Consider the following 21,662-nt stretch of genomic DNA (forward strand, 5'->3'; position numbering starts at 1 on the left):
TATGGCGAAAACCCTGTCGAAACCGGCCAGCGGCGCGCTTGCGCCCTGGCTCGGCATTTCGCTGATCGTGATCCTGTTCGACCAGCTGTCGAAGATCTCGATCCTGAAGACGTTCGCGTACGGCGCGCAGCACGAGCTGACGTCGTTCTTCAACCTCGTGCTGGTGTACAACCGCGGCGCCGCGTTCGGCTTCCTGTCGACCGCCGGCGGCTGGCAGCGCTGGGCGTTCACCGCGCTCGGCATCGCCGCCACGCTCGTGATCTGCTTCCTGCTGAAGCGCCACGGCCAGCAGCGGCTGTTCAGCCTGTCGCTCGCGATGATCCTCGGCGGCGCGCTCGGCAACGTGATCGACCGGCTCGTCTACGGTCACGTGATCGACTTCCTCGATTTCCACCTCGGCGCCTGGCACTTCCCGGCGTTCAACCTCGCCGATTCCGCAATCACGGTCGGTGCGGTGCTGCTGATCTACGACGAACTGCGCCGCGTGCGCGGCTCGCGCTAAGCGCGCATACTCGGCGTCGACGGCCGGCTTCGCGCCGGCCGTTCCGTTTGACCCTTGGAGGCCTGAGTTGGCACACGCAGAACTCGCAGGAAAACACCTCGTTCTCGGCCTGACGGGCGGCATCGCCTGCTACAAGATCGCCGAGCTCACGCGGCTGCTCGTGAAGGCCGGCGCGACCGTGCAGGTCGCGATGACCGAAGCCGCCACCCAGTTCATCACGCCCGTCACGATGCAGGCGCTGTCGGGCCGGCCCGTCTACACGAGCCAGTGGGACGCGCGCATCGACAACAACATGGCGCACATCGACCTGTCGCGCGAAGCCGACGCGATCGTGATCGCGCCCGCGTCGACGGATTTCCTCGCGAAGCTTGCGCACGGGTTCGCCGACGATCTGCTGTCGACGCTGTGCGTCGCACGCGACTGTCCGCTGCTCGTCGTCCCCGCAATGAACCGCCAGATGTGGCAGAACCCGGCCACGCAGCGCAACGCCGCGCAACTGCGCGCAGATGGTGTATCCGTGCTCGGCCCGGATTCGGGCGCGCAGGCGTGCGGCGAAGTCGGCGACGGCCGCATGCTCGAGCCCGAGGCGATCTATGAAGCGATCGTCGCGCACTTCGCGCCGAAGGTGCTCGCGCACCGGCGCGTGCTGATCACGGCCGGGCCGACGTTCGAACCGCTCGACCCCGTGCGCGGCCTCACGAACCGTTCCAGCGGCAAGATGGGCTTCGCGCTCGCGCGCGCCGCGCAACAGGCCGGCGCCGACGTGCATCTCGTCGCGGGGCCGGTCGCGCTCGACACGCCGTGGGGTGTCTATCGACAGGACGTGCAGACCGCGCAGCAGATGTACGACGCGGTGATGCATGCGATCAACGATGCCGACATCTTCATCGCGGTGGCCGCGGTCGCCGACTGGCGCGTCGACCAGCCGGCCGAGCACAAGATGAAGAAGACGGCCGACCGCAAGATGCCGACGCTCGCATTCGTCGAGAACCCGGACATCCTCGCATCGGTCGCGGCGCTGCCCGATCCGCCGTTCTGCGTCGGTTTCGCGGCCGAAAGCGGCGACCTCGACGTGCACGGCGACGAGAAGCGCAAGCGCAAGAACGTGCCGCTGCTCGTCGGCAACCTCGGCCCGCTGACGTTCGGCCGCGACGACAACGAAGTCGTGCTGTTCGAAGCAGCCGGCCTCACGCGCCTGCCGCGCGCCCCGAAGGACGAACTCGCGCATGCGCTCGTCGCGGAAATCGCGAAGCGCCTGCCCGACAACCGCCTGATCTGATCACCCGCGCGGCGGCGCTTGCCGCTGCGCCCTTCCCGACCGATTCGACGACCGCATGAAACTCGACCTGAAGATTCTCGACGCGCGCATGCGCGACTACCTGCCCGCCTACGCGACCACCGGCAGCGCGGGCCTCGACCTGCGCGCGTGCCTCGACGCACCGGTCACGCTGCAGCCGGGCGAAACGACGCTGGTGCCGACGGGCCTCGCGATCCATCTCGCCGATCCCGGCTATGCGGCGCTGATCCTGCCGCGCTCGGGCCTCGGCCACAAGCACGGGATCGTGCTCGGCAACCTCGTCGGCCTGATCGACTCCGACTACCAGGGCCAGCTGATGGTCTCGACGTGGAACCGCGGCCAGACCGCGTTCGTGCTGAACCCGTTCGAGCGGCTCGCGCAGCTCGTGATCGTGCCGGTCGTGCAGGCGCAGTTCAACATCGTCGCCGATTTCGCCGAGAGCGATCGGGGCGAAGGCGGCTTCGGCAGCACCGGCCGCCACTGAGTGGCATCGCAACCCAAAAGGGGCCTCTCGGCCCCTTTTTCTTTTCCGTTCATCGTCATTCGCCAACCGGCTGCGCGATCCGCGCAGGCATCGGTTCGCGGCGCCGCGCCTGCGCGACGCTCGCGTAGATCACCATCGCGACCAGCACGCCGAGCAGCACGGCAGACGAGCCGACCGTACCGAGCGCGAGGCCGCCCTTCTCGACCGGCTTCGTCAGCAGGTCACCGACCGTCGCACCGAACGGGCGCGTGAGCACGAATGCGGCCCAGAACAGCAGCACGCCGGAGATCCGCGTGAAGTAATGCGCGAGCACGATCACCGCCAGCAGTCCGCCGATCAGCAGCGCGCCGCCGCCGAAGCCGAGCCCCGAGCTGTCCGCGAGGAAGTCGCCGAGTGCGGTGCCGAGCGTGTTCGAGAACAGGATCGCGATCCAGTACAGCAGCTCGACCTTGCGCGTGCGGATCAGGTCGACCGACAGCGATTCGCCGCTCAGGCGCCAGACCGCGAAGATCGCCAGCAGGATCGCGACGAGGATCGACGAGCCGGCTGCGTAGCCGAGGCCGAGCGTCCGGTCCATGAAGTCGGACATCGTCGTGCCGGCCGTGCTCGTCGCGACGATCACGGCCCAGTAGACCGCCGGACGATAGCGCGTCGTCCTGAGCTGCGCGCCCAGCGTCACGAGAAAGAAACCGAACAGCAGGATCGAGCTGACCGCGTAGCCGACGTTCAGCGTCATCGACAGCAGGTCGCCACCGGTTTCGCCGAGCGTCGTCGCACAGATCTTCATGATCCAGAACGCGAGCGTGATTTCGGGAAGTTTGTTCATTCGAACCCCATTTGCAGGAAGCGGCGAACCGGCGCATGCCGGCCCGCCTTGCGGACAGGATCGAATGTAGCGGCCGCCGGCTTAACGGAACCTTAGCGGCGTGACGCGCGACGCGGCTGCCACGCCGGCGGGTCAGCGGGCGTGTTCGTGCCGGTAATGCAGCGCGTACGCGAGCGTCAGCAGCACGACGAACACGACGCCGACCACCATCGTCATCCGGAATTCGCGCGTGAACGCGGTCGTGAACAGGATCGCCGCGACGAGCCCGGCACCAAGCAGGCTGCCGAACGGGTGCCCCCACATCCGGAACGCGAGTGCCGGGCCGCGATACCGCGAACGGAAGCGCAGGTGCGTGACGAAGATCATCAGCCACGTGAACAGCGCGCCGAACATCGCGATCGCCATCATCACCGTGAACGCGGTGTCGGGCGCCAGCGCGACCAGCACGGCCGCGACCGCGACGCCGCTGGTCGAGATCCACAACGCCGCACGCGGCACGCCGTTCGTGCCGAGCCGGCCGAACACCGCCGGTGCAAGGCGCGCGCGCGACAGGCTGAACATCATCCGCGTCGTCACGTAGAGCTGGCTGTTCATCGCCGAGAGTGCCGCGATCAGCAGCACGAAGTTGATCACGCCGGCCGCGTACGGTACATGCGTCGCGGCCATCACCTTCACGAACGGGCTTTCGTCGGTGCCGGCCGCCGTCCACGGCACGATCGCGAGCATCAGCGACAGCGTCAGCAGGTAGAACAGCACGAGCCGGAACACCGTCGAGCGGAACGCGCGCGTGACCGCGTGCTGCGGATCGCGCGCCTCGCCAGCCGCGATCGCGACGGCTTCGATGCTCATGTAGCTGAAAATCGCGACGATCACCGCGACCCAGGTGCCCCACGGCCCCTTCGGCATGAAGCCGCCATGCGCGGTGTAGTTCGCGAAGCCGACGCCCGATGCGGCCGGCGCCGACCAGACCAGATACGCGCCGAGCACGATGAAGACGACGATCGCCGCGATCTTCAGCAGCGAGAACGCATACTCGACCGTGCCGTACAGCGTGACGCTGGCGAGGTTCACGGCAATCAATAGCGCGGAAAAGCCAATCACCCAGTACCAGCCGGGCACGGCCGGGAACCAGTACTTCATGAACACGGCGATCGCGCTGATTTCGGTGCCGATCGCGAACACGACCGCGAACCAGTACGCATAGCGCACCAGGAAGCCCGCGAGCGGGCCGACGTAGTGCTCGGCGTACGCGCCGAACGAGCCGGCCGTCGGATGCGCGACGGTCATTTCCGCGAGCGCGCCCATCAGCAGCAGCGCGATCAGCGCGCCGATAGCATAGGAAACGAGCACGCTCGGGCCCGCGAGCCCGATCGCGAACCCGCTGCCGAGGAACAGCCCCGTGCCGATCGCGCCGCCGATCGCGATCATCGCCATCTGCCCCGACGTGAGCGCGTGGCGCAACCCTTGTTCGCGCGCGACGATAGCGTCGAACGACCGTTGTTGTTGTGTCACTGCGTTACCACTCCCCTGCACCACCATCGCGCCGCCGGCGCCGGATAAAACGAAACGGCGCGGAGAACTTCCCGCGCCGTTCGCATGAACAACGAATTATCGCTTACTCGACTTCGACCGTCTCTTCGTTCGGCTTGTGCGGCGGATTCGCCAGCTTGTCGAACGACAACTGGACCTTGTCGCTTTCGTCGACGTCGACCGTCACGTGACCGCCGTTGACGAGCTTGCCGAACAGCAGTTCGTCGGCCAGCGCGCGCCGGATCGTGTCCTGGATCAGCCGCTGCATCGGCCGCGCCCCCATCAGCGGGTCGAAGCCGTGCTTCGCGAGATGCTTGCGCAACGCGTCGGTGAAGAGCGCATCGACCTTCTTCTCGTGCAGCTGTTCCTCGAGCTGGATCAGGAACTTGTCGACCACGCGCATGATGATTTCCTCATCGAGCGAGCGGAAGCTGATGATCGAATCCAGGCGGTTGCGGAACTCCGGCGTGAACAGACGCTTGATGTCGGTCATCTCGTCGCCCGTCTCGCGGCGCGTCGTGAAGCCGATCGTCGCCTTCTGCATCGACTCGGCACCCGCGTTCGTCGTCATGATGATGATGACGTTGCGGAAATCCGCCTTGCGGCCGTTGTTGTCCGTCAGCGTGCCGTGATCCATCACCTGCAGCAGCACGTTGAAGATGTCCGGATGCGCCTTCTCGATTTCGTCGAGCAACAGCACGCAATGCGGCTTCTTCGTGACGGCTTCGGTCAGCAGGCCGCCCTGGTCGAACCCGACGTAGCCCGGCGGCGCGCCGATCAGCCGGCTTACCGCATGGCGCTCCATGTATTCCGACATGTCGAAGCGAATCAGCTCGATGCCGAGCGTGAACGCGAGCTGGCGCGCCACTTCGGTCTTGCCGACGCCCGTCGGGCCGGAGAACAGGAACGCGCCGATCGGCTTGTCCATCTTGCCGAGGCCCGCGCGCGCCATCTTGATCGAGGCTGCGAGCGCATCGATCGCCGGATCCTGACCGAACACGACGCTCTTCAGGTCGCGGTCGAGCGTCTGCAGCTTGCTGCGATCGTCCTGCGACACGCTTTGCGGCGGCACGCGCGCGATCTTCGAGATGATTTCCTCGATCTCGCTCTTGCCGATCGTCTTCTTCTGCTTCGACTTCGGCAGGATGCGCTGTGCGGCACCGGCCTCGTCGATCACGTCGATTGCCTTGTCCGGCAGGTGACGGTCGGTGATGAAGCGCGCCGACAGTTCGGCCGCGGCCGACAGGGCGCCCGACGAATACTTGACGCCGTGATGCTCCTCGAAGCGCGACTTCAGCCCGCGCAGGATCGCGACCGTCTGCTCGACGGTCGGCTCCGACACGTCGACCTTCTGGAAGCGCCGCGACAGCGCCGCATCCTTCTCGAAGATGCCGCGATACTCGGTGAACGTCGTCGCGCCGATGCACTTGAGCGTGCCCGACGACAGCGCCGGCTTCAGCAGGTTCGACGCATCGAGCGTGCCGCCCGACGCGGCGCCCGCGCCGATCAGCGTATGGATCTCGTCGATGAAGAGGATCGCGTGCGGGCGCTCCTTCAGCTCCTTCAGCACCGTCTTCAGACGCTGCTCGAAATCGCCGCGATACTTGGTGCCCGCGAGCAGCGCGCCCATGTCGAGCGAGTAGACCTGCGCGTTCGCGAGGATGTCCGGCACTTCGCCGCGCGTGATGCGATACGCGAGCCCTTCGGCGATCGCGGTCTTGCCCACGCCAGCCTCGCCGACGAGCAGCGGGTTGTTCTTGCGGCGACGGCACAGCACCTGCACCACACGCTCGACCTCCGGCTCGCGCCCGATCAGCGGATCGATGCGGCCGTCCTTCGCCATCTGGTTCAGGTTCTGCGTGAACTGCGCGAGCGGCGTTTCCTTCTGCGCGTTCGCGTCTTCGCTTTCCGCGCTCGCGTCGGTCGACTTCGCGGCTTCGCCGTTGTTCGTCTTCGCGATGCCGTGCGAAATGAAGTTCACCACGTCGAGACGCGTGACGCCCTGCTGCTGCAGGTAGTACACGGCATGCGAATCCTTCTCGCCGAAGATCGCGACCAGCACGTTCGCGCCGGTGACTTCCTTCTTGCCGTTCGACGTCGACTGGACGTGCATGATCGCGCGCTGGATCACGCGCTGGAAACCGAGCGTCGGCTGGGTATCGACATCGTCGGTGCCCGGGACGGTAGGTGTGTTGTCGTGGATGAAATTGCGCAGGTTCTGACGCAAGTCCTCGATGTTTGCCGCGCACGCGCGCAACACCTCGGCTGCCGTCGGATTATCCAGCAGGGCCAGCAGCAGATGCTCGACCGTAATGAACTCATGGCGCGCCTGGCGTGCTTCCATGAACGCCATGTGCAGGCTGACTTCCAATTCCTGGGCAATCATGCTTCCTCCATCACGCACTGCAGCGGATGCCCGGCCTGCCGCGCATGGGTAACGACTTGCTCAACCTTGGTCGACGCGATGTCCCGCGTATAGACCCCACAAACTCCTCGCCCTTCGCGATGGACCTTCAGCATGATCTGCGTGGCCGTCTCGCGATCCTTCTTGAAATACTCCTGGACCACCATCACGACGAATTCCATCGGCGTGAAGTCGTCGTTCAGCAGCACCACCTTGTACATCGAAGGCGGCTTGAGCTTCTGCTGCTTGCGTTCCAGGACGGTACTGTCCTGCTTGTCCGGGATAATCGCCATACACCCATTCTAAACAACTCGGACAGGCCCGCAATCCTGCCATTACCCGACCGACCGGCCGGCGCCCTCCCCGGTATCCCGGAACACGCGATCGTCTTCGCGCCATACGAAAGCCGGCTGCGGTGCCGGCTTTCACGCGTGGCGCGGAACACGAACCGTCGAGGGGGAACTGCACCGGGACGTCGTGTCCACATCCAGTATCCCACAAGCCGGGACGACTCGAACGCGTGTCACTCGAGCCTGGTATATGAGCCGATTATGCGGCTTTTCAAGTCCTCGCGCTTGGCCACATGCTGCAAAGCAAAGCCGGAAAAACCCTGAAAATGGGTTCTTTACAACGACCCTCTAAACGTCTAAAAATTCCACTTGACACTCCAATAAAGAGCGCCAACAATCAAGCTGGCACTTTTTTCAACTCGCCGGTTGGCGAAATGAAAGAGGCCGAGGTGAGCTTGTGAGGGGGGAACGACTGCATTTTCCAGTCGTTTAGCTTTTCGAGCGTGCTCGTGGTAAGTAGCAGCGACTGTGTGACAGGGGAAGTAGGAAAATGGCAACTGGTATCGTTAAGTGGTTCAACGACGCGAAGGGCTTCGGTTTCATCACTCCCGACGAGGGCGGTGAGGATCTGTTTGCGCACTTCTCGGCTATCACCATGAATGGCTTCAAGACGCTGAAGGAAGGCCAGAAGGTGAGCTTTGACGTCGTTCAAGGACCGAAGGGCAAGCAAGCGTCGAACATCCAGGCCGCATAAAGGCATCGGATATCGGACGAAGAAACCCGGCGCATTGCGCCGGGTTTCTTTTTTTGAGGCGGGCCAATCGATAATCGATTGGCCCGCCTTTTCGTTCAATCCCGATAATTGAACACACATTGTCTTGTCACACATGCAGATCGGATATCGATCCCGCACGTGAAACATATTCCCGGCTTCGTTACACGACCTTCAGCGTGCCCATCATGCCGAGATCCTCGTGTTCGAGAATGTGGCAATGAAACATGCGCTCTCCGGGCATGTCTTGCGTGACGAGAATCGACACGGTTTCGCCGCTGCGTACGTTCACCGTATCGCGCCATGCGCGGAACGGTTCGGCCGTGCGCGCGCCGCCCGACGCGCGCTCGATCACCTGGAACTGCGTGCCATGCAGGTGGAACGGGTGATCCATGTCGGTGGTATTGCGAATCTCCCAGCGTTCGACGTCGCCACGGCGGCTCGTCAGCGTCGCGCGGTGCGCGGCGTAGGTCTCGCCGTTGATCGTGAAGCGCATGCCAGCCGGACGGCCGTGCGCCGCGCCCTTCATCATCGCGTCCATGTCCATTTCCTCGCCGAACGCGACCGTCTTGTGCGCCACCGGTTCACCCAGCGGCGGCACCGCGCGCAGCGTGGCCGGCAACGCGCGCGCGGCGGCGGGCGCAAACGCGACATCGGCCAGCGCCAGCGCCGGATCGGGCGGCAGGCTGCCGTGACCGTCGTCATGCGACATCGCCATCTTGCGGCGGTCGTACTCGGCTGCCTGCAGCACCGCGCGCGTCGTCCGGTCACCGGCGCGCACCAGCAGTTCCGCGCGCTCGCCCGGCGCGATCAGCAGCGACGTCACGCGGCGCGGCGCGTCGAACAGCCCGCCGTCGGTACCCGCGTGCTCGAACGCACGGCCGTCGTCGAACGCAACGCGCAGGTAGCGCGCGCTGCACGCGTTCCAGACGCGCCAGCGTTCGTCGCCGGCGACGTCGATGCGCGGCCGGCGCGCGCCGTTGACCAGCACGAACTGGCCTTCCCGGCCGTTCATCCAGTCCATCATGTCGTTCGGCGCAATCGTGCCGTCATGTGCAAGCTTCAGGTCCGACACGAACAGGTTGCGCTCGGGCCAGCCGGCGAGCGGATCGTCCGCCGCGCGCACGATGAACGGGCCGGCCAGCCCGCGGAATACCTGCTCGGCCGTCATCATGTGCGGATGCGGGTGGTACCAGTAGGTGCCGGCGCTGCCCTTCGGCAGCGTGAAGCGGTACACGCGCGATGCGCCGGGCGCGACGGGGTCGGACGGATTGCCGTCCTGGTCGGGCGGCACCGGCAGGCCGTGCCAGTGGATCGTCGACGGTTGCGGCAGCTTGTTCACGAATTTGATCTCGACCGTGTCGCCCTCGCGCACGTCGATCAGCGGGCCGACGACGGGGCCCTGCGCGCTCGACCCGAACTGCCAGAACGCGGTCGGCCGTGCGCCGCGCAGCATCGGGCGCGCGACGGGCTGCGCGACCAGCGTGGCCCGGAACGTACCGGGTTCGCGGCTTTCGTTCGCGAGCGTACGCAACGTCGCGAGCGGCGCACCGGCCGGCAGCGCATCGGCGGCCGCGAGTGCGGCCGGTGCGGGCTTGCCGTGCTGCGCGTGCCCCGACATGCCGGACATCCCTGACATGCCGGGCATGTCGTCCATCGAATCCATGCCGGCCATGCCCGCATGACCGGCATGCTGCGCCCACGCGGTACGCGCGAACAGCGACGCGGCCGCGACACCGATGGCGCGCGACAGGAAGGTTCTCCGTATCATCAATCGATCCTCGTTATCCATGCAGCGTCGCGCGACAACCGCGACGCACGCGCCGGCCGGCTGGACCGCCGTGCGCGACGCGAAACCTGATGCCCGCGTCATCATAACCGCAGGCCCCTGTCGAAAAACGCCGCTACCAGCCGGGCGGCGATACGCCGCAGCGCGGCTTTGTACCGCCCTTCGTCGCCCCTCGCTCGTTCGCTGAATTACGCCCGCTGCCGCATCCGGCCGCCCGTTTTGCGCGCGCCGTTCGCCACCCCGTCGGTGCACGTCGCGCCGCCCATCGGCGAAATCGCCAATTTTTCACGATGTGGAACAAGTCTCTGCGTTGTAAAAATTCGTGGTGCAGGGCACAAATTTCCCGTTTCGCGATGCCGAAAAACGTTCCGCAATACAAAACGACGAAAATAATTCATTGTTTTTAAACATGAATTTTTGTTTCGAGAAGCCGTTCTACATGCACCATCCAACCGGGTCGCAGACGTAGACTTTGTTCCATGCACTGACGCTTCGCCACGACGTTCGATACGGAACCCGGCGCAAGCAGCCAGTCGGGCCACAGCCGGCCGAGCCGGCAGGCGGCACAACAGAATCGCTTGTGATCAGAAAGGGAGAACGGAAATGAAGGGATTTCGCTTTGGTTCAGCGCTCGGGTCGTTCTACATCCTGCCGGGTAACGGCGGCTGGGAAGCGACGTTCGGCAACGCCCTGCTCGGCGCATTCTCGTGCCCCGAAGTCGCGGCCGACCACATCTCCCGCGGCGACTGCGAGCAACTGTCCGAACTGGACACCGCGACGCTCGAGGTGCCGCACGAAATCGCCGAATGGGAAATCGTTCACGTCTGAATGGCAAGCCTGCAACGAAAAACGCCCCGGGCGACCGGGGCGTTTTTATTGTGTGTCGGGCGGCGAACGGCTCACCGCGCCGCGTCGACACGCGTCCTGGCTCGCGCGAATGCGCGGCCCGCGTCAGGCGACTGCGTCGACGATGCCGTTCAGCGTCGCGCTCGGGCGCATGGCCTGGCTCGTCAGGTCGACGTTCGGACGGAAGTAGCCGCCGATCGCCTGCGCCTTGCCCTGCGCGGCCGACAGTTCTTCGAGAATGCGCGCTTCGCTGTCGGACAGCGCCTTCGCGACCCCTTCGAACTGCGCCTTCAGCGCGGCATCCTCGGTCTGCTCGGCCAGCGCCTGCGCCCAGTACAGGCACAGGTAGAAGTGGCTGCCGCGGTTGTCGAGGCCGCCGACCTTGCGCGCGGGCGACTTGTTCTCGTCCAGGAACTTGCCGGTCGCCTGGTCGAGCGTCTTCGCGAGCACGACCGCCTTCGGGTTCTGGTACGCGTTGCCGAGGTGTTCGAGCGACGCGGCCAGTGCAAGGAATTCGCCGAGCGAATCCCAGCGCAGGAAGCCTTCCTCGACGAACTGCTGAACGTGCTTCGGCGCCGAGCCGCCCGCCCCCGTTTCGAACATCCCGCCGCCCGCCATCAGCGGCACGATCGACAGCATCTTCGCGCTGGTGCCGAGTTCCATGATCGGGAACAGGTCGGTCAGGTAGTCGCGCAGCACGTTGCCGGTGACCGAGATCGTGTCCTTGCCCGCACGGATGCGCTCGAGCGAGAAACGCGTCGCTTCGACCGGCGTCATCACGCGGATGTCGAGACCGTTCGTGTCGTGATCCTTCAGGTAGCGTTCGACCTTCGCGATGATCTGCGCATCGTGCGCACGCGCCGGATCGAGCCAGAACACGGCCGGTGCGCCGGTCGCGCGCGCGCGGTTCACCGCGAGCTTGACCCAGTCCTGCACCGGTGCGTCCTTCGTCTGGCACATGCGCCAGATGTCGCCCGACTCGACCGCGTGCTCGAGCAGCACGTTGCCGGCTTCGTCGGTGACGCGCACGACGCCGTCCGCCGGGATCTGGAAGGTCTTGTCGTGCGAACCGTATTCTTCAGCCGCCTGCGCCATCAGGCCGACGTTCGGCACGCTGCCCATCGTGACCGGATCGAATGCGCCGTGTTGCTTGCAGTCCTCGATCACGGCCTGGTAGACGCCTGCGTAGCAGCGGTCCGGAATCACGGCCTTCGCGTCGTACAGCGCGCCGTCCGGGCCCCACATGCCGCCCGAATCGCGGATCATCGCCGGCATCGACGCGTCGACGATCACGTCGCTCGGCACGTGCAGGTTCGTGATGCCCTTGTCCGAGTTGACCATCGCGAGGCGCGGGCGCACTGCGTATTCGGCCTTGATGTCGGCTTCGATCGCTTCGCGCGTGTCGGCCGGCAGGTCCTTCAGGCGCGCGTACAGGTCGCCGATCCCGTTGTTCGGGTTGAAGCCGGCCTGCGCCAGCACGTCCGCGTGCTTCGCGAGCGCGTCGCGGTAGAACACCGACACGAAGTGACCGAACAGGATCGGGTCCGAGACCTTCATCATGGTCGCCTTCAGGTGCACCGAGAACAGCACGTCCTGCGCCTTCGCGTCGGCGATCTGCGCTTCGATGAAGCTGCGCAGCGCGTTGCGGCTCATCACCGATGCGTCGATCACTTCACCGGCCTTCACGGCCGTCTTTTCCTTCAGCACCTTCTTCGCGCCGTCGGTCGTCGTGAGTTCGATCTTCACGCTGCCGGCATCGGCGATCAGCGCCGACTTCTCGCTGCCGTAGAAGTCGCCTTCGCTCATGTGCGCGACGTGTGCCTTCGACGTGGCCTTCCACGCACCCATCTTGTGCGGATGCTTGCGTGCGTAGTTCTTGACCGACAGCGGCGCGCGGCGGTCGGAGTTGCCTTCGCGCAGCACCGGGTTCACCGCGCTGCCCTTGATCTTGTCGTAGCGGGCCTTGACCGCCTTCTCTTCGTCCGTCGACGGATCTTCCGGGTAGGCCGGCAGCGTGTAGCCCTGCGCCTGCAGCTCGGCGATCGCGGCCTTCAGCTGCGGCACCGATGCGCTGATGTTCGGCAGCTTGATGATGTTCGCTTCCGGCTTCAGCGTGAGCTGGCCCAGCTCGGCCAGATCGTCGGAACCCTTCTGCTCCGGCGGCAGGACGTCTGCAAATGCCGCGATGATGCGGCCGGCGAGCGAGATGTCGCGCGTTTCGACGGCGACGCCGGACGAGCGCGTGAAGGCCTTGACGATCGGCAGCAGCGAATAGGTCGCGAGCGCGGGCGCTTCGTCGGTGAGGGTGTAGATGATCTTGGGCGAAGTGGACATGGTCGATGCGTTGCTACGTGAAAATTTGGACTGAGGAGCGCCGGCGGTAACCGGCGGGGAGCGACCGGGTCGGTCACGAAAGGGGCGCGCCGGCTCAGCCGGGCGGTGGTGTTGCGAGGGCCGTCATGTTCTACCTTGCAGGGCCTCCGGGCCGCATCGCGACGCCGCGGCCCGCATGCCGGACCGCCCTGCCAACAAACCTGCCATCCACGAAACGCTCCGGCGCCGGCAGTCAGCGCCGGGGCGGCCGGCAACCTGCCGGCCCACCCCGGAAGGGGTCTTACATGTTCTCGATCAGCACTTCGCCGAAGCCGGAGCACGACACCTGCGTCGCACCTTCCATCAGGCGCGCGAAGTCGTACGTGACGCGCTTCTGCAGGATCGACTTCTCCATCGAGGCAATGATCGTGTCGGCCGCTTCCGTCCAGCCGAGGTGGCGCAGCATCATTTCCGCCGACAGGATCTCGGAACCGGGGTTCACGTAATCCTTGCCCGCGTACTTCGGCGCCGTGCCGTGCGTCGCTTCGAACATCGCGACCGAATCCGACAGGTTCGCACCCGGCGCGATCCCGATGCCGCCGACCTGCGCGGCCAGTGCGTCGGAGATGTAGTCGCCGTTCAGGTTCAGCGTCGCGATCACGTCGTATTCGGCCGGGCGCAGCAGGATCTGCTGCAGGAACGCGTCGGCGATCGAATCCTTGATCACGATCTCGTTACCCGTCTTCGGGTTCTTCACGCGCATCCACGGGCCGCCGTCGATCAGCTCGCCGCCGAATTCCTTCTGCGCGAGCGCGTAGCCGGCGTCACGGAACAGGCCTTCCGTGAACTTCATGATGTTGCCCTTGTGCACCAGCGTGACCGACTTGCGATCGTTGTCGATCGCGTACTGGATCGCCTTGCGCACGAGACGCTCGGTGCCTTCGGTCGACACGGGCTTGACGCCGATCCCCGAGGTTTCCGGGAAACGGATCTTCTTCACGCCCATCTCGTCCTGCAGGAACTTGATGACCTTCTTCGCCTGCTCGGAACCCGCGGCCCATTCGATGCCCGCGTAGATGTCTTCCGAGTTCTCGCGGAAGATCACCATGTCGATCTTCTGCGGCTCGCGCACCGGCGACGGCACGCCCTTGAAGTACTGGACCGGGCGCAGACACACGTACAGGTCGAGTTCCTGGCGCAGCGCGACGTTCAGCGAACGGATGCCGCCGCCGACCGGGGTCGTGAGCGGCCCCTTGATCGACACCACGTATTCCTTCAGCACCTGCAGCGTTTCTTCCGGGAGCCACACGTCCGGACCGTACACCTTCGTTGCCTTCTCGCCTGCGAAAATCTCCATCCAGTGGATCTTGCGCTTGCCCTTGTAGGCATGCGCGACCGCCGCGTCGACGACCTTGATCATGACCGGCGTGATATCGAAGCCCGTACCGTCGCCTTCGATATAGGGAATGATCGGCTGATCGGAAACGTTGAGCGAGAAGTCCTTGTTGACGGTGATCTTGTCACCGCCTTCCGGAACCTTGATGTGCTGATACGGCATGATCGACTCCAGTGACGTGGCTGAGCAGGTGATGCTGGTCGAAGCTGCGCGCGCGGCGGGGGCGCGGCATGGCCACCCCGTGACGGCAACAGCGAGCCGCTATTCTAGCGCCCCAACCGGGCACTTCGGCATGAACCGCGGCACTGCGTATCAAGACCTCACTTATGTCTTATATAAGACAGAGGACTTGCCGTTCCGTATTATGCATTAAGATTCCGCCATTTGCCATAGACCGCCCGCCCCCGCCTCCCGCGGCAGGCCGGGCGGGCGCCCCGCCATGAACCTGATCGCCCTCAACAAGCCGTTCGGCACGATTTGCCAGTTTTCCGCGCACGAGACGCGCCCGTCGCTCGGCGACTGGGTAAAAACGCCCGGCGTCTATGCGGCCGGCCGGCTGGACGCGGACAGCGAAGGGTTGCTGCTGCTCACCGACGACGGCGCGCTGCAGGCGCGCATCGCGGAGCCGCGCCACAAGCTCGTCAAGCGCTACTGGGCGCAGGTCGAGGGCGCGCCCGGCCCGGCCGACCTGAAGGCGCTCGCGCGCGGCGTCGATCTTGGCGACTACGTGACGCGCCCGTGCCGTGCCGAATTCATCGAACCGCCCGGCACGCTGTGGCCGCGCAATCCGCCGATCCGCTACCGCGCCGCGATCCCGACCACGTGGATCGAACTTGCGATCACCGAAGGCAAGAATCGGCAGGTGCGCCGGATGACCGCAGCGGTCGGCTTCCCGACGTTGCGCCTGGTGCGCGTCGGCGTCGGCGCGCTGGATATATTTGCGCTCGGCATTGCGCCGGGCGAAACAATCGCACTGCCGCCGCGCGCGCCATGGGACGGTTTCGCGCCCGCCGGATGACGAATTCGGGATGCGCGCATTTTTCGTCATCTTTTTCGTCAACCGCTTGCGAAGATCGTGCGTTAAACCACGCAGATGCCAACCTTAGCTATCCGGCATTGGCAGCCGAACCCGAGTTTGCGTCACAAAAGCGACGTTTTTCTCGAATACGATTCGGCGCCCGCAGCGCAATGAGAAATTTCTCGAAGCGTCTGTCAACCGAAAGGTGGATGGCACCGTTAGACGACATGACTCCTATTGCCGGGTCATTTGGTTAATTAACTAAAGCTGAGGAACACAACATGAACAAACTGATCGCTGCTCTGGTCGCTGGTCTCTTCGCAACGGCTGCTTTCGCACAAGCTTCGGCTCCGGCCGCTCCGGCTGCTGCTGCTCCGGCAGAAGCTGCTTCGGCACCGGCCAAGAAGGCAACGCACAAGAAGCACCACGCTTCGAAGAAGCACCACGCTTCGAAGAAGGCTGCAAGCGAAGCCGAAGCCCCGGCAGCTGCTTCGAACTAAGCAAGCTAGTTGTAATAACGCAGTCAAGAACACGCAGTTTTGCCGTTCTTACGGCGTTGAAAGGCAGATCACCGCAAGGCGATCTGCCTTTTTCTTTTTTGTGCCCGCCGGCGCGCATCGCGTACCATGCGGGTCTCGTTTTCCAGACAGGAGCCATGCTGTGCAATTCTCCCTGCGCTCGTCGCTCGGCCGCCTTGCGCGCGCCACCGTGTTTCCCGCCGCGCTCGCCGTCCTCGCGCTCGGCATGCAGGCCGCCAGCGCGCAGATGCCGCCCGGCGCCAAGCAGCCCAGCGAGTTCCCGCGCGTGAAGCTGCGCGCCGGCATGTACGTGATCGACGCGGCTGTCGCCGCGAACGACGCCGACCGCGAACAGGGGCTGATGTACCGTTCGCAGCTCGCGCCGAACGAAGGCATGCTGTTCGTCTTCAACGAGAATGCCGTGCATTGTTTCTGGATGAAGAACACGCTGATCCCGCTGTCGATCGCGTTCATCCGCGCGGACGGCACGATCACCGACATCGACGAAATGCGGGCGGAGACGACCGACAACCACTGCCCGCGCAACAACGGCGTCTATGCGCTCGAGATGAGCAAGGGCTGGTTCGCGGCGAAGGGCATCAAGCCCGGCATGAAGCTCGACGGCCTGCCGAAGGCCCAGTAACGGCCCTTTCCGCGGCGCCGCGCCGCGCATCGACCGAAGCCGGCCGCCCGTTGCGCGCCGGCTTTTTTTTCGCCCGCCGGCAGTGGCGCCGGCTTGATTCAGCCAGCACCGGCCGCATCTGCAAAAGCCACGCGCAAGCGCTATGCTTTAAGTCTCGCTTGTTCCAACCCGGACCGGCCCAGCCGGCCCGCTTACGATCCGAACCACCAGGAGGTTCACGTGCCCCGCAAAACCCCCATCGAGCGCTATCGCAATATCGGGATCAGCGCTCACATCGATGCCGGCAAGACCACGACGACCGAGCGCATCCTGTTTTACACCGGCGTGAGCCACAAGATCGGTGAAGTGCACGACGGCGCGGCCACGATGGACTGGATGGAGCAGGAGCAGGAACGCGGCATCACGATCACGTCGGCGGCGACCACGGCCTTCTGGAAAGGCATGGCCGGCAACTATCCGGAACACCGCATCAACATCATCGACACGCCCGGGCACGTCGACTTCACGATCGAGGTCGAGCGCTCGATGCGCGTGCTCGACGGCGCGTGCATGGTCTACGACTCGGTCGGCGGCGTGCAGCCGCAGTCGGAAACGGTGTGGCGCCAGGCGAACAAGTACAAGGTGCCGCGCATCGCGTTCGTCAACAAGATGGACCGCATCGGCGCCGACTTCTTCCGCGTGCAGAAGCAGATCGGCGACCGCCTGAAGGGCGTCGCCGTGCCGATCCAGATTCCGATCGGCGCGGAAGATCACTTCCAGGGCGTCGTCGATCTCGTCAAGATGAAGGCGATCGTGTGGGACGACGAAAGCCAGGGCGTGAAGTTCACGTACGAGGACATCCCCGCGAACCTCGTCGAGCTCGCGCACGAATGGCGCGAAAAGATGGTCGAGGCGGCTGCCGAAGCGAGCGAGGAACTGCTCGAGAAGTACCTGCACGACCACGAGTCGCTGACCGAGGACGAGATCAAGGCCGCGCTGCGCAAGCGCACGATCGCGAACGAAATCGTGCCGATGCTGTGCGGCAGCGCGTTCAAGAACAAGGGCGTGCAGGCGATGCTCGACGCGGTGATCGACTACCTGCCGTCGCCGGCCGACGTGCCGGCAATTCTCGGCCACGACCTGCACGACAAGGAAGCGGAACGTCATCCGAACGACGAGGATCCGTTCTCGTCGCTCGCGTTCAAGATCATGACCGACCCGTTCGTCGGCCAGCTGATCTTCTTCCGCGTGTATTCGGGCGTGGTCGAATCGGGCGACACGGTGCTGAACGCGACGAAGGACAAGAAGGAGCGGCTCGGCCGGATCCTGCAGATGCACGCGAACGAGCGCAAGGAAATCAAGGAAGTGCGCGCGGGCGACATCGCGGCGGCCGTCGGCCTGAAGGAAGCGACCACCGGCGACACGCTGTGCGATCCGGCGCATCCGATCGTGCTCGAACGCATGATCTTCCCCGAGCCGGTGATCTCGCAGGCCGTCGAGCCGAAGACGAAGGCCGACCAGGAAAAGATGGGCCTGGCGCTCAACCGTCTGGCCCAGGAAGATCCGTCGTTCCGCGTGCAGACCGACGAAGAATCGGGGCAGACGATCATTTCGGGCATGGGCGAGCTCCACCTCGAAATCCTGGTCGACCGGATGAAGCGCGAGTTCGGCGTGGAAGCGACGGTCGGCAAGCCGCAGGTCGCGTATCGCGAGACGGTGCGCACGCCCGCGAAGGACGTCGAAGGCAAGTTCGTCAAGCAGTCGGGCGGCCGCGGCCAGTACGGCCATGCCGTGATCACGCTCGAGCCGAACCCCGGCAAGGGCTACGAGTTCGTCGACGCGATCAAGGGCGGCGTGATTCCGCGTGAATACATTCCGTCGGTCGACAAGGGCATCCAGGAAACGCTGAAGAGCGGCGTGCTGGCGGGCTATCCGGTCGTCGACGTGAAGGTCACGCTGACGTTCGGTTCGTACCACGACGTCGACTCGAACGAAAACGCGTTCCGCATGGCCGGCTCGATGGCGTTCAAGGAAGCGATGCGCCGCGCGAAGCCCGTGCTGCTCGAGCCGATGATGGCCGTCGAGGTGGAAACGCCCGAGGACTTCATGGGCAACGTGATGGGCGACCTGTCGAGCCGTCGCGGCATCGTGCAGGGGATGGAAGACATCGCCGGTGGCGGTGGCAAGCTCGTGCGCGCCGAAGTGCCGCTCGCGGAGATGTTCGGCTACTCGACGTCGCTGCGTTCGGCGACGCAGGGCCGCGCGACGTACACGATGGAGTTCAAGCAGTACGCGGAAACGCCCGCCAACGTATCGGAAGGCGTGATCAGCGCGAAGACGAAGTAAGCGCCGGGCGCACGCGCCCTGTCGCATGCACGCAAGGCCCGTCCGGTTCCGGACGGGCTTTTTTTCGTCCCGCGCACGCTGCGTTCGCGGCTTTTTGATCGGCACGCCCGGCATTTTTTTCGCGTGCCACAATGGTTCGCGATTCGTCAGATGGAACCCGCCCGATGCCGCCCACCCCTGCCCTGCGCCGCCTGCTGATGCTCTACGCCGGCCTGATCGCCGCGAACGTCGCCGTGTGGCTGTGGGCGCTCGTGGTGCTGCGCGACCATCCGCTGCTGCTCGGCACCGCGGCGATCGCGTACGGCCTCGGGCTGCGTCATGCGGTCGACGCCGATCACATCGCCGCGATCGACGTCGCGACGCGCAAGCTGATGCAGGAAGGCCAGCGTCCGGTGAGCGTCGGACTGTTCTTCTCGCTCGGCCATTCGACGATCGTGATCGCGGCGACGCTCGGCATCGCGCTGACCGCGTTCGCGCTGCGCGACCGGTTCGATGCGTTCCGCGAGATCGGCGGCACGATCGGCACGGCGGTATCGGCCACCTTCCTGCTCGTGCTCGCGTGCGTGAACCTGATGATCCTGCGCGACGTATGGCGGCGTTATCGCCGCGCGCCCGGGCACACGCACGACGACGCGCACGTGCACCGCCCTGCCGGGCTCGTCTCGAGGCTGCTGCGCCCGCTGTTCCGGTTCGTGTCGAAGAGCTGGCACATGTACCCGGTTGGCGTGCTGTTCGGACTAGGTTTCGATACTGCAACGGAAATCGGCCTGCTCGCGATCGCGGCCGCGCAGGCGAGCCAGGGGCTGCCGGTCTACACGGTCATGCTGTTTCCGGCGCTGTTCACCGCCGGCATGACGCTGATCGACTCGACCGACAACGTACTGATGATTCATGCATACGGGTGGGCGATGGACGATCCGCAGCGCAAGCTGCTCTACAACGCGAGCATCACGTTCGTGTCGGCGGCCGTTGCACTGGCGATCGGCGGGATCGAGGCGGCCGGCCTGCTGGCCGACAAGCTGTCGCTGACGGGCCCCGTGCGCGACGCGCTCGATGCGCTCGGCGAACGCTTCGGCTCGATCGGCTACGGCATCGTCGCGCTGTTCCTTGTCTGCTGGATCGCGTCGATCCTGTTCCACCGCTGGCAGCGCGCGGCCGACGCGCCGGCACGCTGAGCAACGCTCAGACGTTTCATTCCGGAAACAAAACTCCCCCGACGATGTTGCGTGCGCCGTCGCGCGTCGACGTGCGCCTTGCGCCACGGGCACAAGCAGCCGATGGCACGAATCTCGCAGATAGGGATTCGCACGGCGGGCCCGCGTGCCGATCCGCGTTCGCGGCTGGCGTCAAGCGCCGGCCGTGACGCAACCGGCCGCCGAAAAGGACTACGAATCTTTACCGGCCCCCTGCTCCACACGTAGATAGCCGCGCGGCAACGAGGCATCGCGCGCATGGGGAGGCCATGATGCATAAGACAAAACAACCGTTCCGCCCGGCGGGACGGCGCCCTCGTGCAACCTTGCTGGCCGCAGCCGCCTTTGCGTGCTGCTGCTCGTATGCCGTCGCACAAAACACCTCGCCTGACTCCGCACCCGACGCGGACGCCAGCGCGGACACCATCATGACGCTGGTCGCGGACGCTTCGTCTTGCGCAGCCAATCCGGCTGCGTGTGCGGCGCAGGTCTATGCCGGTCATGGCATCGGCGGTAACGGTGCCGGCACAAGCGGCAGTGGCGGCAGCAGTCCCGGTCCGGGCAACGGCAACGGCAACGGCAACGGTAGCGGTAGCGGTAGCGGTAGCGGTAGCGGTAGCGGTAGCGGTAGCGGTAGCGGTGGAAATAACGGGAATGGCGCCGTCGGACCAGCAGGTGTCGGCGGTACGACAGGTGGAACATCCAGCGGCACGAGCGGCACCGGCCGCGGAGGCAACACGTCCGGCAACGGTGGTTCAGGTGGCGGTACCTCGGGTGGAGGCACTTCGGGCGGCGGCACTTCGGGTGGAGGCACCTCGGGTGGCGGCACCTCAGGCGGCGGCACCTCGGGCGGCGGCACCTCGGGTGGCGGCACTTCGGGCGGCGGCACTTCGGGCGGCGGCACCTCGGGCGGCGGCACTTCGGGCGGCGGCACCTCGGGTGGCGGCACTTCGGGTGGCGGCACTTCGGGTGGCGGCACTTCGGGCGGCGGCACTTCGGGTGGCGGCACTTCGGGTGGCGGCACCTCGGGTGGCGGCACCTCGGGCGGCGGCACCTCGGGTGGCGGCACCTCGGGCGGCGGCACCTCGGGTGGCGGCACCTCGGGTGGCGGCACCTCGGGTGGCGGCACCTCGGGTGGCGGCACCTCGGGTGGCGGAGGCCATGGTGGCCACGGCGGTGGCCACGGCGGCGACGGTGACGGCAGTGGTCACGGCCATGGCGGTGGTCATGGTGACGGTGACGGTGACGGCGGCGGCCACGGCCACGGTGGTCATGGCGACGGTGACGGCGGTGGCCACGGCCATGGTGGTCATGGCGACGGTGACGGCGGTGGTCACGGTAACGGTGGCGGCCATGGCGATGGCGGTGGTCACGGCAACGGCGGTGGCAATGGCGGTGGCAATGGCGGCGGCAACGGCGGTGGCAACGGCGGCGGCAACGGCGGTGGCAACGGCGGTGGCAACGGCGGCGGCAACGGCGGTGGCAACGGCGGTGGCAACGGCGGCGGCAACGGCGG

Annotated in this window: 20 protein-coding genes; 13 read left to right on the plus strand and 7 right to left on the minus strand. The window is 65.7% G+C overall.

What is annotated here, in order from left to right; all coding sequences use genetic code 11:
- The first annotated feature begins 1 nt into the window (after window position 1).
- From lspA to dut, 3 genes are all read left to right on the plus strand, one after another.
- Window positions 2-502, plus strand: coding sequence for a signal peptidase II (gene lspA / locus BLA15945_RS17040; RefSeq protein WP_059233403.1), 501 nt, complete (start codon window positions 2-4; stop codon window positions 500-502).
- Between the two features lie 67 nt (window positions 503-569).
- Window positions 570-1,781, plus strand: a complete 1,212-nt coding sequence (gene coaBC, locus BLA15945_RS17045) for a bifunctional phosphopantothenoylcysteine decarboxylase/phosphopantothenate--cysteine ligase CoaBC (protein ID WP_059233402.1) — start codon at window positions 570-572, stop codon at window positions 1,779-1,781.
- 55 nt (window positions 1,782-1,836) lie between these two features.
- On the plus strand, window positions 1,837-2,283 hold the full coding sequence (gene dut, locus BLA15945_RS17050; protein ID WP_059233401.1) for a dUTP diphosphatase: 447 nt from the start codon (window positions 1,837-1,839) through the stop codon (window positions 2,281-2,283).
- Between the two features lie 55 nt (window positions 2,284-2,338).
- Here the strand turns inward: dut and BLA15945_RS17055 are convergent, their stop codons facing one another.
- The 4 genes from BLA15945_RS17055 to clpS all read right to left on the minus strand — a co-directional run bounded on the left by BLA15945_RS17055 (window position 2,339) and on the right by clpS (window position 7,336).
- Window positions 2,339-3,109, minus strand: coding sequence for a COG4705 family protein (locus BLA15945_RS17055; RefSeq protein ID WP_174992979.1), 771 nt, complete (start codon window positions 3,107-3,109; stop codon window positions 2,339-2,341).
- Between the two features lie 132 nt (window positions 3,110-3,241).
- On the minus strand, window positions 3,242-4,621 hold the full coding sequence (locus BLA15945_RS17060) for an amino acid permease (protein ID WP_059236641.1): 1,380 nt from the start codon (window positions 4,619-4,621) through the stop codon (window positions 3,242-3,244).
- A 103-nt stretch (window positions 4,622-4,724) separates the two neighbouring features.
- Complete coding sequence (gene clpA / locus BLA15945_RS17065; protein ID WP_059233399.1) at window positions 4,725-7,025, minus strand: ATP-dependent Clp protease ATP-binding subunit ClpA; 2,301 nt, start codon at window positions 7,023-7,025, stop codon at window positions 4,725-4,727.
- Window positions 7,022-7,336: an ATP-dependent Clp protease adapter ClpS gene (gene clpS / locus BLA15945_RS17070; RefSeq protein ID WP_006398529.1), complete on the minus strand. Its 315-nt coding sequence runs from the start codon at window positions 7,334-7,336 to the stop codon at window positions 7,022-7,024. Before clpS ends, clpA begins: the two co-directional genes overlap by 4 nt.
- 290 nt (window positions 7,337-7,626) lie before the next feature.
- Between clpS and BLA15945_RS17075 the strand changes: the two genes are divergently transcribed.
- Window positions 7,627-7,794, plus strand: coding sequence for a hypothetical protein (locus tag BLA15945_RS17075; RefSeq protein ID WP_155627118.1), 168 nt, complete (start codon window positions 7,627-7,629; stop codon window positions 7,792-7,794).
- 89 nt (window positions 7,795-7,883) lie between these two features.
- A complete protein-coding gene (locus BLA15945_RS17080) occupies window positions 7,884-8,087 on the plus strand; it encodes a cold-shock protein (RefSeq protein ID WP_006478030.1) in 204 nt (67 codons plus the stop codon).
- 181 nt (window positions 8,088-8,268) lie between these two features.
- On the opposite strand, the gene BLA15945_RS17085 is transcribed toward BLA15945_RS17080, so the two are convergent.
- Window positions 8,269-9,876: a multicopper oxidase family protein gene (locus BLA15945_RS17085; protein ID WP_174992980.1), complete on the minus strand. Its 1,608-nt coding sequence runs from the start codon at window positions 9,874-9,876 to the stop codon at window positions 8,269-8,271.
- Window positions 9,877-10,497: 621 nt separating this feature from the next.
- Between BLA15945_RS17085 and BLA15945_RS17090 the strand changes: the two genes are divergently transcribed.
- Entirely contained in the window at window positions 10,498-10,722 is a 225-nt protein-coding gene (locus BLA15945_RS17090; RefSeq protein WP_006490888.1) for a hypothetical protein, read from the plus strand.
- Window positions 10,723-10,845: 123 nt separating this feature from the next.
- On the opposite strand, the gene BLA15945_RS17095 is transcribed toward BLA15945_RS17090, so the two are convergent.
- Both BLA15945_RS17095 and icd read right to left on the minus strand, forming a co-directional pair.
- A complete protein-coding gene (locus BLA15945_RS17095; protein WP_174992981.1) occupies window positions 10,846-13,074 on the minus strand; it encodes an NADP-dependent isocitrate dehydrogenase in 2,229 nt (742 codons plus the stop codon).
- Between the two features lie 280 nt (window positions 13,075-13,354).
- Entirely contained in the window at window positions 13,355-14,611 is a 1,257-nt protein-coding gene (gene icd / locus BLA15945_RS17100) for an NADP-dependent isocitrate dehydrogenase (RefSeq protein WP_059233397.1), read from the minus strand.
- On the opposite strand from icd, the gene BLA15945_RS17105 reads away from it, so the two are divergent.
- The 7 genes from BLA15945_RS17105 to BLA15945_RS17135 form a co-directional block, all read left to right on the plus strand.
- Window positions 14,610-14,822 (plus strand): hypothetical protein, encoded by a 213-nt coding sequence (locus BLA15945_RS17105; protein ID WP_059233396.1) that lies wholly within the window; start codon window positions 14,610-14,612, stop codon window positions 14,820-14,822. The two genes, icd and BLA15945_RS17105, sit on opposite strands and share 2 nt — an antisense overlap.
- A gap of 66 nt (window positions 14,823-14,888) precedes the next feature.
- Window positions 14,889-15,467 (plus strand): pseudouridine synthase, encoded by a 579-nt coding sequence (locus tag BLA15945_RS17110; protein WP_059233395.1) that lies wholly within the window; start codon window positions 14,889-14,891, stop codon window positions 15,465-15,467.
- 281 nt (window positions 15,468-15,748) lie between these two features.
- Complete coding sequence (locus tag BLA15945_RS17115) at window positions 15,749-15,967, plus strand: hypothetical protein (RefSeq protein WP_081051795.1); 219 nt, start codon at window positions 15,749-15,751, stop codon at window positions 15,965-15,967.
- A 160-nt stretch (window positions 15,968-16,127) separates the two neighbouring features.
- The gene (locus tag BLA15945_RS17120) at window positions 16,128-16,628 is read left to right on the plus strand and encodes a DUF192 domain-containing protein (RefSeq protein ID WP_174992982.1); all 501 of its coding nucleotides are present in this window, start codon (window positions 16,128-16,130) and stop codon (window positions 16,626-16,628) included.
- A gap of 219 nt (window positions 16,629-16,847) precedes the next feature.
- Entirely contained in the window at window positions 16,848-18,953 is a 2,106-nt protein-coding gene (fusA, locus tag BLA15945_RS17125) for an elongation factor G (RefSeq protein ID WP_059233393.1), read from the plus strand.
- A 164-nt stretch (window positions 18,954-19,117) separates the two neighbouring features.
- A complete protein-coding gene (locus tag BLA15945_RS17130) occupies window positions 19,118-20,128 on the plus strand; it encodes a HoxN/HupN/NixA family nickel/cobalt transporter (protein WP_174992983.1) in 1,011 nt (336 codons plus the stop codon).
- A gap of 1,179 nt (window positions 20,129-21,307) precedes the next feature.
- A partial coding sequence (locus tag BLA15945_RS17135; protein WP_174992984.1) for a hypothetical protein occupies window positions 21,308-21,662 on the plus strand: 355 nt, incomplete at its 3' end.

Origin of the sequence: Burkholderia arboris (genome assembly GCF_902499125.1) — a bacterium.
GTDB lineage: Bacteria > Pseudomonadota > Gammaproteobacteria > Burkholderiales > Burkholderiaceae > Burkholderia > Burkholderia arboris.